The following is a 12,716-nucleotide window of genomic DNA, read 5'->3' on the forward strand; positions in this document are numbered from 1 at the left end:
GATATATTCGCCTGCGGCGACGAGGAAGCCTGCCGTGCCCAATGCGGGATCGCAGATGACGTCCTCGGGTGTCGGGCGCATCATCTCGACCATGGTTTGGATGATGTGGCGCGGGGTGCGGAACTGGCCGTTGGTGCCTGCGCTGGCAATTTTGCCGAGCATATACTCGTAGAGGTCGCCCTTGGTGTCGCGGTCCTCCATCGGGATTTTGTCGAGCATATCGACGGTTTTGGCGAGCAGCGACGCGTTGCTGAAACCTAGCCGCGCGCCCTCCATGTGCTTGCCGTAGCTGGAGCCTTCCTCGCCCAGGGCGCGCAGGAATGGGAACACGCGCTCGGCGACGACGTCCATCATCTCGCGGGCTTCGAAGTTCTTGAAGCGTGACCAGCGAAGATCGGAATAGGGGCGGCCCTGTTCGTCGTTCCCCTCGGGGAAAATCCGGCGCTCCATCGCAATGCCAAGGTTTGCGGCCTTGTTCTCTTCGAGCGTGTGGAGGTCATCGAGGCGCTTGATGAACAACAGATAGGTGATCTGCTCGATGACGGAGAGCGGGTTGGAGACGCCGCCTGACCAAAAGGCGTTCCATATTTGATCGACTTGATTGCGAACTTCACCGGTCAGCATGCGTGTTACGCCCTTTTATTCCAAAGTTATCATTTAGTTGCCACCAACATACTGGAAGCGATTCGGTGATGCAAAGCCGTAATTCATGCGCGGGCGACGAAGCCGCCGCGACCGTTCAGGCTCAAAAATCAGTGAAATCGTCCCCCTTGCAGCGCGGATAGCGCGTTGTCTTTGTTAGCTTTGGCAGACCGCAAGGGCTGGTCAAGGCGATAGTCTTCCGTGGCAAGCCGTGTGCAGCTCTATCCCGCATGGCGGCGCATGTTGCGACCTATGCCCATCCCCATGAATGGCCTGCCGAGGCTCCCTCATCCATCGCGCAATTCCGCGCGGGGCAAGGGGGAGGACTCCATGAAACTGTTCAGCCTGAATCTCATCGCCGGTATCGTTTCCGCATCCACGCAGTTGGTGGCGCAGCTCAAATCTCACTTGGCTTTGTGCCGTTGGCGTCGGCGCATGTTGCGCGCGATGCGGACGCGAAGTCGACAATAAACTGCGCTTGGCGCGGGCGAACGGCAAATCCAATAGGTCAGTCCAATGAGGCTCACCCAAGGGGGTGAGGCAAGAGTAAGCCTGCCGATTGAGGGCACCAGCGGTGCATCGGGCAGGAAGACGCGGGCATGGGGGCTGCTTGAGGCTCGGCGCATCCTAATCCCACACCCACTTGGCGAGATTTCCAATCGAGAAGCACCAGCGGTGCATTGGCAATCTCGCGGAAGGGAGGGCCGGTTGCACGACTCAAGAGCACCAGCGGTCCGTCGGGCAACATCGGCGAAAACGCCAACGCCCGGTGAGTATCGGCGATACGGGGTTAGCGTTTGGAGCGGGATGGCTTGGTGGGCTGCTTCGCCTTGATGGCCTGCGTGGCTTTCGCTTTTGCCTCCTGCTTTTCGATTTCCGCGTCCATCTCGGTGTGCATCGCATCCCATCCGCCAATGCCCATCAACACGCGGTCGGCGTGTTTGATGGTGTTCACATGGCCGTAGTGCTGCTCGATCATTTTGACGGAGGTGCCCATTTGCTGGGCGAGGATATAGACATCGACGCCTGCGGAGAGGCGGAACGTCGCATAGGTGTGGCGGAAGCAATAGGTGGTGCGGGGAATGCCGCTCGGCCCGTCGCGCAGGTTGGCGTATTTCAGCAACTCTTCGACGGTGTCGCGGTAGAGCCAGACGGCAGGTTTGCCATTGATGATGGTGAAGACGGAATCATCGGGCTTGGTGGCTTTGGAGAGCGCGCGGACGCGGTCGAGATAGTCACCGACACTTTTGGGGGCACTGAGCTGACGCGATTTGCCTTTGCCTTGGACGAAGAGCACCAAAATGTCGGTGCCGTCCTTATCCTTCGCTTTGGTGATGTCGCGCCAGCGGAGATTCTTCGCCTCGGGCGGGCGCATCCCCGTGTTGCACATGATGAGGATGAAATTGTAGCACATCTGGCGATACCAGATGCCCTGCGGCGTGGTCGCCTCCTTCATCCACTTGCGGCCTACGCTGTGCAGCTTGCGGTATTCCTCCAGCGTGAACTCGTCGCGCCGTGCGGATTTGAGTTTGGGCATGCCCTCAAACCGATGGTGCGCGGGCACATAGCGCTTGGCTACGGCGAAGTTCATGATGGCGGCGAAGATGCTCATCTCGATGCGAATGGTGGAATCGCTGATGACTCCATTGCGCCGACCGACACCATTCTCGCGCCGCCAAAGCGGATATTCTGACCAGCGGTCCTGACCGACCAAGTGAATTTGGGTGCTGCCCACATAGGCGTTTAGTGGGCCGTTGACCTTGTTTTTGACGTTCATAGCGCGGGCTTGGCTGACCTCGCCCGCGTTGGCGCGCCGTTGCTGCGCGTCGGCGTATTCCTCGGCCACTTGCGAAAAGGGCCGATTGAATACGGGAACGTCATGCTTCACGCGGAACCGGATGTCGGCATCCTGATCCATCGCGCGGTCGCGCGCTGTCTGCCGATCTGACGTTTTGAGGGAGATGGTCTTGTAGCGGTCTTCTTTCCCGATTCTGATGCGGCAATAGAACTGGTCGTGGCCGACATCGCCGCGTCGGAAGATGATAAGGCCGGGTTTTATCTGCTCCTTGTCGGTGATGAATTTCATTTCCCTTGCCCCACTGTGCAGAATCTGTGCAGATTTCTCGCCTAACCTACTGAATGTCCGTTACTGTGTAGGTTCTGTGTGGGTAATTCTATCAAAAAATATTGTTTAATTCTAGTTATTTAATATATTCCCTTCACCCGCTCCAGTTTTCCGATCATCATACTGTCTTGTCGCCCTGCGGGGCAGCACCGGGCCGTGGCCCGGTCAGCAGCCCCATGTCTGCGGGCTGAGCGCGCCTGAGGTTGACTGGCCACCGGCAGCGGCCACCCCGGCGTGGAGCGATCGGCACAGAGCCCGGTTGGGATCAGCGGACGATCCGCTCGATGGCGCCACGGCGGCTGCCGCAAAGCTGCGCTCGGCCGCGGCGCGCACCAGCGGGGCCGACCAGCGCGATCCGTTCCAGACGATCGGGGTGGTCAGCCGTACAGGCCCGTGCTGATCGTTCACCACCTGTGTCCCGGCAAGCGTCACCTCAGCTTCGGTCTGCGCGGTGAAGGTGCACAGATATTCGGGCTTGCTCGCATTCGGTTTGCGGCAATCGGAATCCCGGATCGAAAAGCGATAGCGCTGGAACGTCGGATGGGCGCCCTTGATGGTGAAAGTGAATTCGCCGCTGTCGTAATTCCAGTATTCGCTGAAACCGGGCTGATCGCCGGGCCTGGTGGTGAATTCGCTCAGCCCCCGCGACATGTTGAGGCCGAGGTGGCCGTCGGAAATCTGCTTGAACTCGGTGAGCACCGCGCGGGTGATCAGCCGGTCATCCATGATGGCCTGTGCCGATGCCTGCCGCACCCGCTCTTCTTCGGCCCGGGCGTTGCGGGCGCGCTCTTCGGCCATCCGCTGCTGCTCGCGCGCTTCGCGTCCGGCTTCCCATTCGGCCTCGGCGGCCGCGATCAGCTGCGCTTCAGTGCGGAGCGCCTGATCGCGGTCGGCCGTCCGCCCGCTGGCGGCCAGTGCCTTGGTCAGCCGCGTCGAGGCCAGCATGCGTTCCTGCAACCGGCGCTGTTCGGGGCTGTCTGTCGCGCGGGGGGCCTTGAGCGCATAATGCGCGACATTGGCGCGGAAGGCATTGTCCAGCGCGGCGGCGGCCCGATCGACCTGATCGAGGGGCGTGCCGAGGGAGGTCGCGCATTCCGACACGCGATGCACCAGCGATTCGACATCGAGCAGGCGCAGCGCGATGTCCGGGCCCGTTCCCAGCGCGGCGATGGCGCTGGCAAGGCTCTGATCATAGGCGCGCAGCCGCGCCGCATCGGGCGCGGCATTGAGCGCCTCGCCCTGCGGCACTGCGCTGGCGAGGCCGGGAATGGTGCGCAGCGCCGTCACGCGGACAAAGCAGGCGCTGCGACCGATTTGCGCCTCGGCCCGGACGGCACGGCCAGCCCGGCCAGCCCGCCCGCCAGGCACAGGCCCGCCCACCGCAGCGCTGCCATCACCCCAGCGCCCAGCGGATCGTCTGCTGCAACTCCCCCACCACCGGCTTGCAATCCTGTAAGGCGGGCATGAACCGGCCATATCGCAGGATCCCCTGAATGGTGGCGTTGTTGAGATCTTCGGATTCGGCGCGCTGGGTGATTTCGACATCCATCGCGCGGCCATCGAGGCCGACCGTGATGGCGGCACCGACCACGCCTTCCTCCCCTTCGCGCAGGGCCCGGGCGGGGTAGTTTTCGGTGATCCGCATCATCGATGCACGGATCATCACCGGCGGCTGATACCCGCCGGTGCAGGCCTGCATTTTCGGCACGGCAACCGGCGGCGCAGATTGTGCCAGCGCTGCCGCGCCAAGGCCGCAGGCCGCCACTGCAATCCCGAACCTGACAAGTCGCGCCATCATGCCCCCCTTTTGCCCTCGCGGCACTCCAACAAAGTTGGTCGTCGATGTCAAACCCCGGTTGGCCGAACCGCGGCGCATTTGCGCTTGCAATCGGCGGCGAGGGCGCTAGGCGCGTGATACGTTATCTCATATAAACAACGGGAAGCCTCATGACCCTTCGCAAGTCCTCTCTTGCTCCCTCGCGCCTCGCCCTTGCCACTGTGCTGGGTCTGGCCGTCACCGCCGCGCCCGCGCTGGCCGAGACCGCCGAACAGCCTGCCCCGGTCGAGGATGACGTCCACAACCGCCAGACCGCCAGCGACGGCACGATCATCGTCAGCGCCAATGGCCTCAAGGAGCTTGACGTGCTGGCCGGCACCAGCGTCGTCGAGATTGGCCAGATCCAGCGCGATGCGATCAACGGCCAGATCGGCGACCTGCTCGCCAAGCTGCCCGGCGTGTCCTCCACCAGCTTTGCCCCCGGCTCCTCGCGCCCTGTCCTGCGCGGCCAGCAGGGTGAGCGCGTGCGCGTGCTGATCGACGGCGTGGGCACGGCGGACGTCTCCAACACCTCGGTCGACCATGCCACCACCATCGAGCCGATCACGGTCGAACGGATCGAAGTGCTGCGCGGCCCTGCGGTGCTGCTCTACGGCAGTCAGGCGATCGGCGGCGCGGTCAATGTCGTCGACAAGCGTATCCCGACCCGCATGCCGGACGAGGATTTCCACGTTGACGGCTTTGCCGGGATCGACAGCGCCACCAACCTGCGCACCGGCGCGGCGAGCGTCGATTTCGGGCTGACCAGCAACCTCGTGTTCCATGTCGACGGATCGTGGCGCAAGACCGGCAATGCCGAGATCGGCGGGTTCCAGCTCTCCCCCGAACTGCGCGAGGAACTGCTGGAGGAAGCCGCTGAAAAGACCGCGGACGGCGAGCTGGAAAAGGCCGCCGAATTCCGCGAAGCCGCCGCCCAGCGCGGGTTCATCCCCAACAGCGACATGGACAGCTGGACGGTCAATGCCGGGCTCGGCCTGATCCTGGGCGAAAGCACGCTCGGCGCGTCGATCGGCTGGTACGACACCAATTACGGCGTCACCAAGCGCCCCGGCCTCAAGCACGACCACGGCGGCGAAGTGGCCGCTGCGGCGGCGATCACCCCGTTTGGCGCGGGTGACGAGGAAGAGGAAATCGTCCGCATCGGCCTCAAGCAGTTCCGCGCCGATCTGAAGGGCGATCTCTACCTCGGCGAAGGCACCTTCGAGCGGCTGAAGCTGCGGGTCGGCTATTCCGATTACACCCACACCGAATTTGAAGGCGACGAAGTCGGCACCACCTTCGATGCGACCAGCATCGAAGCGCGCGCCGAACTGGTGCAGCGCGGGGATGGCGCGCTGCGCGGGTCGAGCGGCATCCAGTATCTCCACCGCGATTTCGCCGCCGTGGGCGCGGAAGCCTATGTGCCGCCGAACCTCACTGATCAGGTCGCGCTGTTCACGCTTCAGGAATACGGCACCGGCGCGTTCCAGATCGAAGCCGCCGCGCGCGCCGAATTCACCAAGGTCGAGGCCCAGACCCTTCGGATCGAGCGGGATTACGACACCTTCTCGGGCGCGCTCGGCCTGGTCTATCAGGGGATCGAGGGCGTGCGCATCGGCCTCAACGGCTCACGCGCCGAACGTGCGCCGGCCGCCGAGGAACTCTTCGCCAACGGCCCGCACATCGCCACCCAGGCCTTCGAGATCGGCGATGCCGACCTCACCACCGAACGCGCCTGGGGCCTTGAAGCCTATGCCCGTGGCAGCATCGGGGCGGGCACCTTCAACCTCACCGCCTATCGTCAGTGGTTCGATAACTACATCTTCCTTGAAGAAACCGGGGCCGAGGAAGACGATCTGCCGGTGTTCCAGTATCTCCAGCAGGATGCGGATTTCTGGGGCTTCGAGGCGGAACTCAACTACCCGATCATCGACAGCGACGGCTTCCGCCTGCTGACCGATCTGCGAGCCTCCTACACCGAGGCGGAGCTGGCCGATGGCACTGCCGTCCCGCGCATCCCGCCGCTGGCTCTGCTCGGCGCGCTGGAGGCTCAGACCGATGCCTTCGACCTGCGCGGCGAAGTGCAGTGGTTCGATGCGCAGGACCGCGTCACCGCCTTCGAAACGCCGACCGACAGCTTCACGCTGGTCAACGCGATGGCGGCGTGGCGGCCCTTTGCCGCCAACCGCAACGTCACCGTGCTGGTCGCGGCGGACAACATCTTCGACGTCAACGGCCGCCGCCATGCGAGCTTCACCAAGGACTTCGTGCCCCTGCTGGGTCGCAACTTCCGCGCGAGCGTACGCCTCAGCTTCTGAGCCACGCCCGCCCGGACAGGGTCGCAAAAGGGGGCTGCCGGCCAAGGCCGGCGGCCCCTTTTCACGTCAGGGGCGATAGTCCCGCCGCGCGCGCCACGATCCACACCTCGCCCGCCATGCTGAAGCCGAACACGGTGATCGCCGCGCTCACCGCCCGGAAACTCGCCAGCCGCCGCCCTTCGCCCGGCACCAGCGGGAGCACCGGGCGCAGCAGCAGCGCGACGTCACGGGCGTGCAGCACCAGCCACGCCGCCGACAGCAGCGAGGCGGCGGAGAGCAGGGCGATCAGCAATTGCATCTGGGGCAAAGTCACGGGAGTCAGCGCCTTTCGTCACAGCGACACCCCTCCGACAGCCCCAACGCCAGCCCCCGCCGGATGTTCCGCACCCGGTGCGGGATAAGGCCTATTCCTCAACCGCGAAGGTCAGTTCGGCATGTTCCTCCAGCCGCTTCACGAGGTCTTCGCCAAGGAACGCGCCCGGCGTGCCCACCCCGCCCGGCTTGGTGCAGCTGAGCAGCGCAATCCCCGTCTCGCTCAGCATCCGGCTGGTCGAGCCATAGCCCGGATCATAGCGGCCCTTGACCCCATATTGCAGTCGGCCGCCATCGGGCATGTCGGCGACGAAGACGACGTCATAAAAGCCGTTCTCGCGCTCCTCCTTGGTCGGGCCCTCGCCGGGCTTGGGGGGCTTGGCGCCGAAGGGGTTCTTCATGAACTCCACCGCCGCATTGGCCGCCGCCTTGCCGACATCGCCGGGGCTGGTCAGCATCATCTCGTCATACTGGAAGTCGGCGCCATAGGGGTGGCCGAGCAGGAAGTTGGTGCGGTGCACGTTCTTGGTGTTGATCGGCGCCATCACGAAGGGCGCGGACCACTTGCCGAGATCGTCCTCATACGAAGGGATCATGCCCGAGGGCTGGTCCGGGCCTTCAAAGCCCGGGGTGAGCGCAAAGGGATTGCGCAGCACCCCGATCACCGAGACATCCTTCGCCGCCGCCTTCATCGTCGCGCCGAGGCTCGCCGCCGTCCCGCCCGAGAAGGTGCCCTGCATCGCGCGGACGCGGCCACGGATGCGGGGGGCGGGCTTGCCGAACTTGGCCTCGCAGGCCTTCTGGGTCATCATCACGCCGAGATCGAAGGGGATCGAATCGAACCCGCTCGAGAAGCAGATGCGCGCGCCGCTGGCTTCGGCGGCCGCCTGATGCTCGGCGATCTTGGCGGCCATCCACGCAGGCTCGCCGCACAGGTCGGCATAGTCGGTGCCGGTCTTGACGCAGGCCGCGACCAGCTTGTCGCCATAGAGCTGGTAGGGGCCGACCGTGGTGAGGACGACGCGGGTGCGCTGGCACATGGCCTCAAGGTCAGCATCATCATCGGCATTGGCGACCACCAGCGGGGTATCGGCAGGCGCGCCGATCAAGTCGCGCACTTCCTCCAGCTTGGCAAGGCTGCGGCCCGCCATCGCCCACTTTGGGCCATCCGCGCGCGGGCCGTAATGGTGCGCGAGATATTCGGCGACGAGGCGCCCGGTGTAGCCGGTGGCGCCATAGACGATGATGTCGAATTCGCGGGTGGTCATGCATACTCTCCTTTGCGCGCCGTGATGCGCGAGGGAGCGCGGCAAGTCTAGAGCCGCAACCCTAAAGCCGCGGCAGCGTCACCCCGCGCTGGCCCATGTATTTGCCCGCGCGGTCCTTGTAGCTGGTCTCGCAGCGCTCGTTGCCTTGCAGGAACAGGAACTGGCACGCGCCTTCGTTGGCGTAGATCTTCGCAGGCAGCGGCGTGGTGTTGCTGAATTCCAGCGTCACATGCCCCTCCCAGCCCGGCTCCAAGGGCGTGACGTTCACGATGATCCCGCAGCGCGCATAGGTCGATTTGCCGAGGCAGATCACCAGCACGTCCTCCGGCACCCGGAAATATTCGACCGTGCGGGCGAGTGCGAAGGAATTGGGCGGAATGATGCAGACGTCGGTCTCGCGGTCGACGAAGCTCCTGGGATCGAACTGCTTGGGATCGACCACCGAGCTATCGACATTGGTGAAGATCTTGAATTCCGGCGCCACCCTTGCGTCATAGCCGTAGGACGACAGGCCATAGGAAATCACCCCGTCGCGCCGCTGGGCTTCGACGAAGGGCTCGATCATGCCATGTTCGAGCGCCTGGGTGCGGATCCATTTGTCGGAGAGAATCGCCATGCCGAAGTGATTCCCGACAGGGCCATTCGCAGCAAGGGGCGCGGGCGAATTATCCGGATGAGTCTGCCGCAGCCGCCCGCCTACAGCCCCCGCCAGATTGTTACCGGGGCGCTGTCCTTGGCCCCCCAACGCGACGGCGTGCAGCGCGCGGGGTGGAAGGTCTTGGCGTAGCACAGGCGGATTTCCTCCAGCCAGCCGCGTTCGTTCAGCTTCACCCCGATCGCTTCCTCGCGCCAGCCGGGGTTGGCGTCGGCAAAGGCGGCGCGGATGCGCCCGGCGGTGAGGCCGTCCTCGCGGCTGATGCGGTCGTAGTCGGGCAGGCGCAGCCCGCCGCGCAGGATGCCGATGACCTTGAGATATTGCGACGGGCGGCGGACCATGCAGCTGCCGTGCTTGGCCCATTGCCGCGCGACCAGCCGGGCGGACGGTATCAAGCACATGCTGCCGCGCACTTGCGCCGGGGTGAGCGCGGTCTTGGCCTCGCACCATTGCGGCCAGCTGGCGCCGCTCTCGGGCCACAGCCCGTGGACGACGAGGCCGAAGCTGCCATTCGCCCCGCCGCATTGCACCGCATGGGCGGGATCGGCGGCGCGGGTCTTGCAGAACTCCGGCGACCAGCTGAGCGCGAGGGTGTAGCCGGTGACAGGCAGCACCCGGCGCGGGCCATCGGGTGTGATCGCCGGGACGCGGGCGACCTGCGGGGCGCGGCACTGGTAGGCCTGCGCGTTGGCGGCGGCGGGGAGGGCCAGTGCGAGGGCGGCGATGAGGCTATTCGAACACCGCAGGGCCATCCTCCTCGGGCTCGGGCTGGCGGGCGAACCAGCGGGCGGCCTGGGGGGTGAGCAGGCTCGCCATCGCGACGGCGACCAGCACCGGCCCGGCCAGCGCCGCCGGATCGAGGAACACCAGCCGCAGCGCCCCGAAGCCCAGCACCAGCCAGCGCGCGAAGGGCGCTGCGAAAAGGTAGATCCATGTGAGCGGGATCAGCGCGATGGTGAATTCCGCCGACAGCGCCACGATCGTCCAGTCGCGGTCCCACGCGAACCACGGCGCGTGCACCGCCAGCACGGTCTCGGCCAGCGCGAGATCCTCCAGCCCGCGCACCAGCCGCAGCAGCGCGGCGGCGAGGAAGGCGGCGGCGAACACCCGGATCGCCAGCGGTCGCGGCCCCCGGATCGGCGTCATAGCGGCTTGAAATCCAGCCCGATATCCGCCGCTGGCGCGCTCTGGGTGAGGCGGCCGACCGAGATATAGTCGACCCCGCTGGCGGCCTTGGCGGCGATGGTCTGGAGGTTGACGCCCCCGCTCGCCTCGGTCGGGACGCGACCTGCGACCATGGCCACGGCCTCGGCCAGCGTGGCGGGGTCCATGTTGTCGAGCAGCAGGTGATGCGCGCCCGCCGCCAGCGCGGGTTCGATCTGGTCGAGGCGGTCGACTTCGCAGATGATCCGCGTCACCCCCGCTTCCCGCGCGCGGCGCACCGCCTCGCCGACAGAGCCAGCGACCGCGACGTGGTTGTCCTTGATCATCGCCGCGTCCCACAGCCCCATCCGGTGGTTCTGCGCGCCGCCCTGACGGGTGGCGTATTTTTCGAGGAAGCGCAGGCCGGGGATAGTCTTGCGGGTGTCGAGCAGGGTGCAGGCGGGGTTGCCATCAGGGCCGCGCATCGCGGTGACATAGGCGTGGGTCAGGGTGGCAATGCCCGAAAGGTGCTGGACGATATTGAGCGCGCTGCGCTCCGCCGTCAGCAGCGCCCGCGCGCGGCCTTCGATGCGCATGAGATCGGTTCCGGCGGGCACCTTGTCGCCATCATTGGCGAGGGTTTCGATGGCGCAACCGGGGTCGAGGTGCCGGAAGAACGCCTCGGCCAGCGGCAGCCCCGCGACGACGATCGCATCGCGGCTGTCCATCACGCCGGTAAAGCGCGCGTCGGCGGGGATGACGCTTTCGGAGGTCACATCGCGCCCGCCACCGGGCAGGCCCTCGCCCAAGTCTTCGGAGAGGGTCTCACGGATGAACTTGGCAAGGTCGAAGCCGGGGAGGGTGAAGGTGGTCATGGCATTTCCCTAGCCGGTCACACCCCCTTCGTCATCCCCGCGCAGGCGGGGATCCATCACGCGCCGAGTTCTGCACAGCGCAGCCCGGATGGGCCCCTGCCTGCGCAGGGGCGACGCTCCTTCGCATCAATGCACGAAGCGGGCGACCACATCCCGGTAAGAGCGCGACACCTTCACCTCGGCGCCGCTTTCCAGCACCAGGAAGCATTCGCCGTTGGTGTGGGGCTTCACCTGCCGCACCAGATCCAGGTTGACGATCGTCGAACGGTGGACGCGCTGGAACTTGCGGGGATCAAGGCGGCGTTCCAGATCCTTCATCGTCTCGCGCAGCACCAGCGAATTGTCGCCGGTGGAGATGATCATGTAGTCGCCCGCCGCCTCGATATGCTCGATCGTGTTGACCTCGACGCGGAAGATCTGGCCGCGGTCCTTCACATTGATCAGCTTTTCGAAGCGGTCTGCGCTTTCGGTGGTCGCCGCCGTGGTGGTCTCGACGAAATCCGCCGCGCGTTCGGGGGCGATTTCGGCCAGCACGTCGAGCAATTGCCCCGCGTCCTCGGCCGATTTCTTCTCGGCGAGGCGCTGGCGCACGCGTTCGATGGTGTCGGCGAGTTTCTGTTCGTCGACCGGCTTCATCAGGTAATTGACGGCGTTCGCTTCGAAGGCGCGGATCGCGTGTTCTTCATAGGCGGTGACGAAGACGAACAGCGGGGGTTCGATCTCCATCACGCCCTTCACGACGCTGAAACCGTCAAAGCCGGGCATCTGGATGTCGAGGAACACCAGATCGGGCTTTTCGGTCTTGATCTTGCGGATCGCCTCCCGCCCGTTGGCGCAGGTGTCGATGATCTCGACATCCTCGAACGGCTGGAGGCGCAGTTGCAGGCCCTGAATCGCGAGCTTCTCGTCATCGACGAGGATGGTTCTGATGGTCATAGCGGGCTTCCGATTGTGCGTTGGGGGGGATTGAGGGGGATGATGTTGTCCGCCCCCGCCACAGCGGCGCGGGGCGCGGCGGTGACGGGTTCGGGCACATCAGCCCGGGTGAAGGGGATTTCGATCAGCACGGTAAAGCCGCCCCCAGCTTCCGAACGGGTTTCGAACAGGTGATTGTCGCCATAGGCCTGGCCTAACCGGTTGCGGATGTTGGCAAGGCCGACGCCGGTCGAAACCGGGCGGCCGGGCACCATATCGCGCGAGGGCGGCGCATCGTCGGCCCCCGGCCCGGTATCCTCGACCGTCAGCCGTAGCCGATCCCCGATCACGCGGGCGGTGAGCGAGATCTGCGCGCCTTCCTCCTGCGGGCTGACGGCGTACTTGATCGCGTTTTCGACCAGCGGTGGCAGCAGCATCGCGGGCAGCTGGGCGGGCAGGGCGGCGTCCTCGATCTCGAACACGGGGCGCAGGCGTTCTTCAAAGCGCATGCGTTCGATGTCGAGATAGAGCTGCAAGGTCTCGATCTCCTGCGCCAGCGTCACCTGACTGCCGGGCTCGGCGATCAGGGTGTGGCGCAGGAAGCCCGACAGGCGGGTGAGCATCGCATTGGCAGGCTCGGTCTGCTT

General features: G+C 65.3%; 13 protein-coding genes. 1 reads left to right on the forward strand and 12 read right to left on the reverse strand.

Features of this window, described 5'->3' with window-relative positions; genetic code table 11:
- The 4 genes from ACKOED_RS15080 to ACKOED_RS15095 all read right to left on the reverse strand — a co-directional run.
- Positions 1 to 624: type I restriction-modification system subunit M N-terminal domain-containing protein (locus ACKOED_RS15080; RefSeq protein WP_408917443.1), on the reverse strand; the 624-nt coding region annotated here is incomplete at its 3' end.
- Between the two features lie 808 nt (positions 625 to 1,432).
- Positions 1,433 to 2,728, reverse strand: coding sequence for a tyrosine-type recombinase/integrase (locus ACKOED_RS15085; RefSeq protein WP_408917444.1), 1,296 nt, complete (start codon positions 2,726 to 2,728; stop codon positions 1,433 to 1,435).
- A 204-nt stretch (positions 2,729 to 2,932) separates the two neighbouring features.
- On the reverse strand, positions 2,933 to 4,054 hold the full coding sequence (locus tag ACKOED_RS15090) for a hypothetical protein (protein ID WP_408917445.1): 1,122 nt from the start codon (positions 4,052 to 4,054) through the stop codon (positions 2,933 to 2,935).
- A gap of 106 nt (positions 4,055 to 4,160) precedes the next feature.
- The gene (locus ACKOED_RS15095) at positions 4,161 to 4,643 is read right to left on the reverse strand and encodes an energy transducer TonB (protein ID WP_408917446.1); all 483 of its coding nucleotides are present in this window, start codon (positions 4,641 to 4,643) and stop codon (positions 4,161 to 4,163) included.
- Positions 4,644 to 4,714: 71 nt separating this feature from the next.
- Here ACKOED_RS15095 and ACKOED_RS15100 point away from each other — a divergent pair, with 71 nt between their 5' ends.
- Positions 4,715 to 6,901: a TonB-dependent receptor gene (locus tag ACKOED_RS15100; protein WP_408917447.1), complete on the forward strand. Its 2,187-nt coding sequence runs from the start codon at positions 4,715 to 4,717 to the stop codon at positions 6,899 to 6,901.
- 61 nt (positions 6,902 to 6,962) lie between these two features.
- Here ACKOED_RS15100 and ACKOED_RS15105 read toward each other — a convergent pair whose 3' ends face one another.
- From ACKOED_RS15105 to ACKOED_RS15140, 8 genes are all read right to left on the reverse strand, one after another.
- Positions 6,963 to 7,214: a hypothetical protein gene (locus tag ACKOED_RS15105; RefSeq protein ID WP_408917448.1), complete on the reverse strand. Its 252-nt coding sequence runs from the start codon at positions 7,212 to 7,214 to the stop codon at positions 6,963 to 6,965.
- A 91-nt stretch (positions 7,215 to 7,305) separates the two neighbouring features.
- Complete coding sequence (locus ACKOED_RS15110; RefSeq protein WP_408917449.1) at positions 7,306 to 8,481, reverse strand: saccharopine dehydrogenase family protein; 1,176 nt, start codon at positions 8,479 to 8,481, stop codon at positions 7,306 to 7,308.
- 61 nt (positions 8,482 to 8,542) lie between these two features.
- Positions 8,543 to 9,097, reverse strand: a complete 555-nt coding sequence (dcd, locus tag ACKOED_RS15115; RefSeq protein WP_408917450.1) for a dCTP deaminase — start codon at positions 9,095 to 9,097, stop codon at positions 8,543 to 8,545.
- 80 nt (positions 9,098 to 9,177) lie between these two features.
- Entirely contained in the window at positions 9,178 to 9,888 is a 711-nt protein-coding gene (locus tag ACKOED_RS15120; protein WP_408917451.1) for a ribonuclease T2 family protein, read from the reverse strand.
- A complete protein-coding gene (locus tag ACKOED_RS15125; RefSeq protein WP_408917452.1) occupies positions 9,866 to 10,282 on the reverse strand; it encodes a hypothetical protein in 417 nt (138 codons plus the stop codon). Before ACKOED_RS15125 ends, ACKOED_RS15120 begins: the two co-directional genes overlap by 23 nt.
- Positions 10,279 to 11,154, reverse strand: a complete 876-nt coding sequence (gene nadC, locus ACKOED_RS15130) for a carboxylating nicotinate-nucleotide diphosphorylase (protein ID WP_408917453.1) — start codon at positions 11,152 to 11,154, stop codon at positions 10,279 to 10,281. The genes ACKOED_RS15125 and nadC overlap by 4 nt, the downstream gene beginning before the upstream one ends.
- A 126-nt stretch (positions 11,155 to 11,280) precedes the next feature.
- Positions 11,281 to 12,090: a LytR/AlgR family response regulator transcription factor gene (locus tag ACKOED_RS15135; protein WP_408917454.1), complete on the reverse strand. Its 810-nt coding sequence runs from the start codon at positions 12,088 to 12,090 to the stop codon at positions 11,281 to 11,283.
- Positions 12,087 to 12,716 (reverse strand): sensor histidine kinase (locus ACKOED_RS15140; protein ID WP_408917455.1); only part of this gene is annotated, 630 nt, incomplete at its 5' end. The genes ACKOED_RS15140 and ACKOED_RS15135, both read right to left, overlap by 4 nt.

This window comes from Aestuariivirga sp., from assembly GCF_046093005.1.
GTDB lineage: Bacteria > Pseudomonadota > Alphaproteobacteria > Rhizobiales > Aestuariivirgaceae > Aestuariivirga.

Excerpts from the sequence above, each read along its gene's own strand:
- ACKOED_RS15135 (WP_408917454.1), bottom strand. The coding sequence starts at position 12,090 with ATGACCATCAGAACCATCCTCGTCGATGACGAGAAGCTCGCGATTCAG.
- ACKOED_RS15125 (WP_408917452.1), bottom strand. The coding sequence starts at position 10,282 with ATGACGCCGATCCGGGGGCCGCGACCGCTGGCGATCCGGGTGTTCGCC.
- nadC (WP_408917453.1), bottom strand. The coding sequence starts at position 11,154 with ATGACCACCTTCACCCTCCCCGGCTTCGACCTTGCCAAGTTCATCCGT.
- ACKOED_RS15100 (WP_408917447.1), top strand. The coding sequence starts at position 4,715 with ATGACCCTTCGCAAGTCCTCTCTTGCTCCCTCGCGCCTCGCCCTTGCC.
- ACKOED_RS15085 (WP_408917444.1), bottom strand. The coding sequence starts at position 2,728 with ATGAAATTCATCACCGACAAGGAGCAGATAAAACCCGGCCTTATCATC.
- ACKOED_RS15095 (WP_408917446.1), bottom strand. The coding sequence starts at position 4,643 with ATGCGCCGCGGTTCGGCCAACCGGGGTTTGACATCGACGACCAACTTT.
- ACKOED_RS15110 (WP_408917449.1), bottom strand. The coding sequence starts at position 8,481 with ATGACCACCCGCGAATTCGACATCATCGTCTATGGCGCCACCGGCTAC.
- ACKOED_RS15120 (WP_408917451.1), bottom strand. The coding sequence starts at position 9,888 with ATGGCCCTGCGGTGTTCGAATAGCCTCATCGCCGCCCTCGCACTGGCC.
- dcd (WP_408917450.1), bottom strand. The coding sequence starts at position 9,097 with ATGGCGATTCTCTCCGACAAATGGATCCGCACCCAGGCGCTCGAACAT.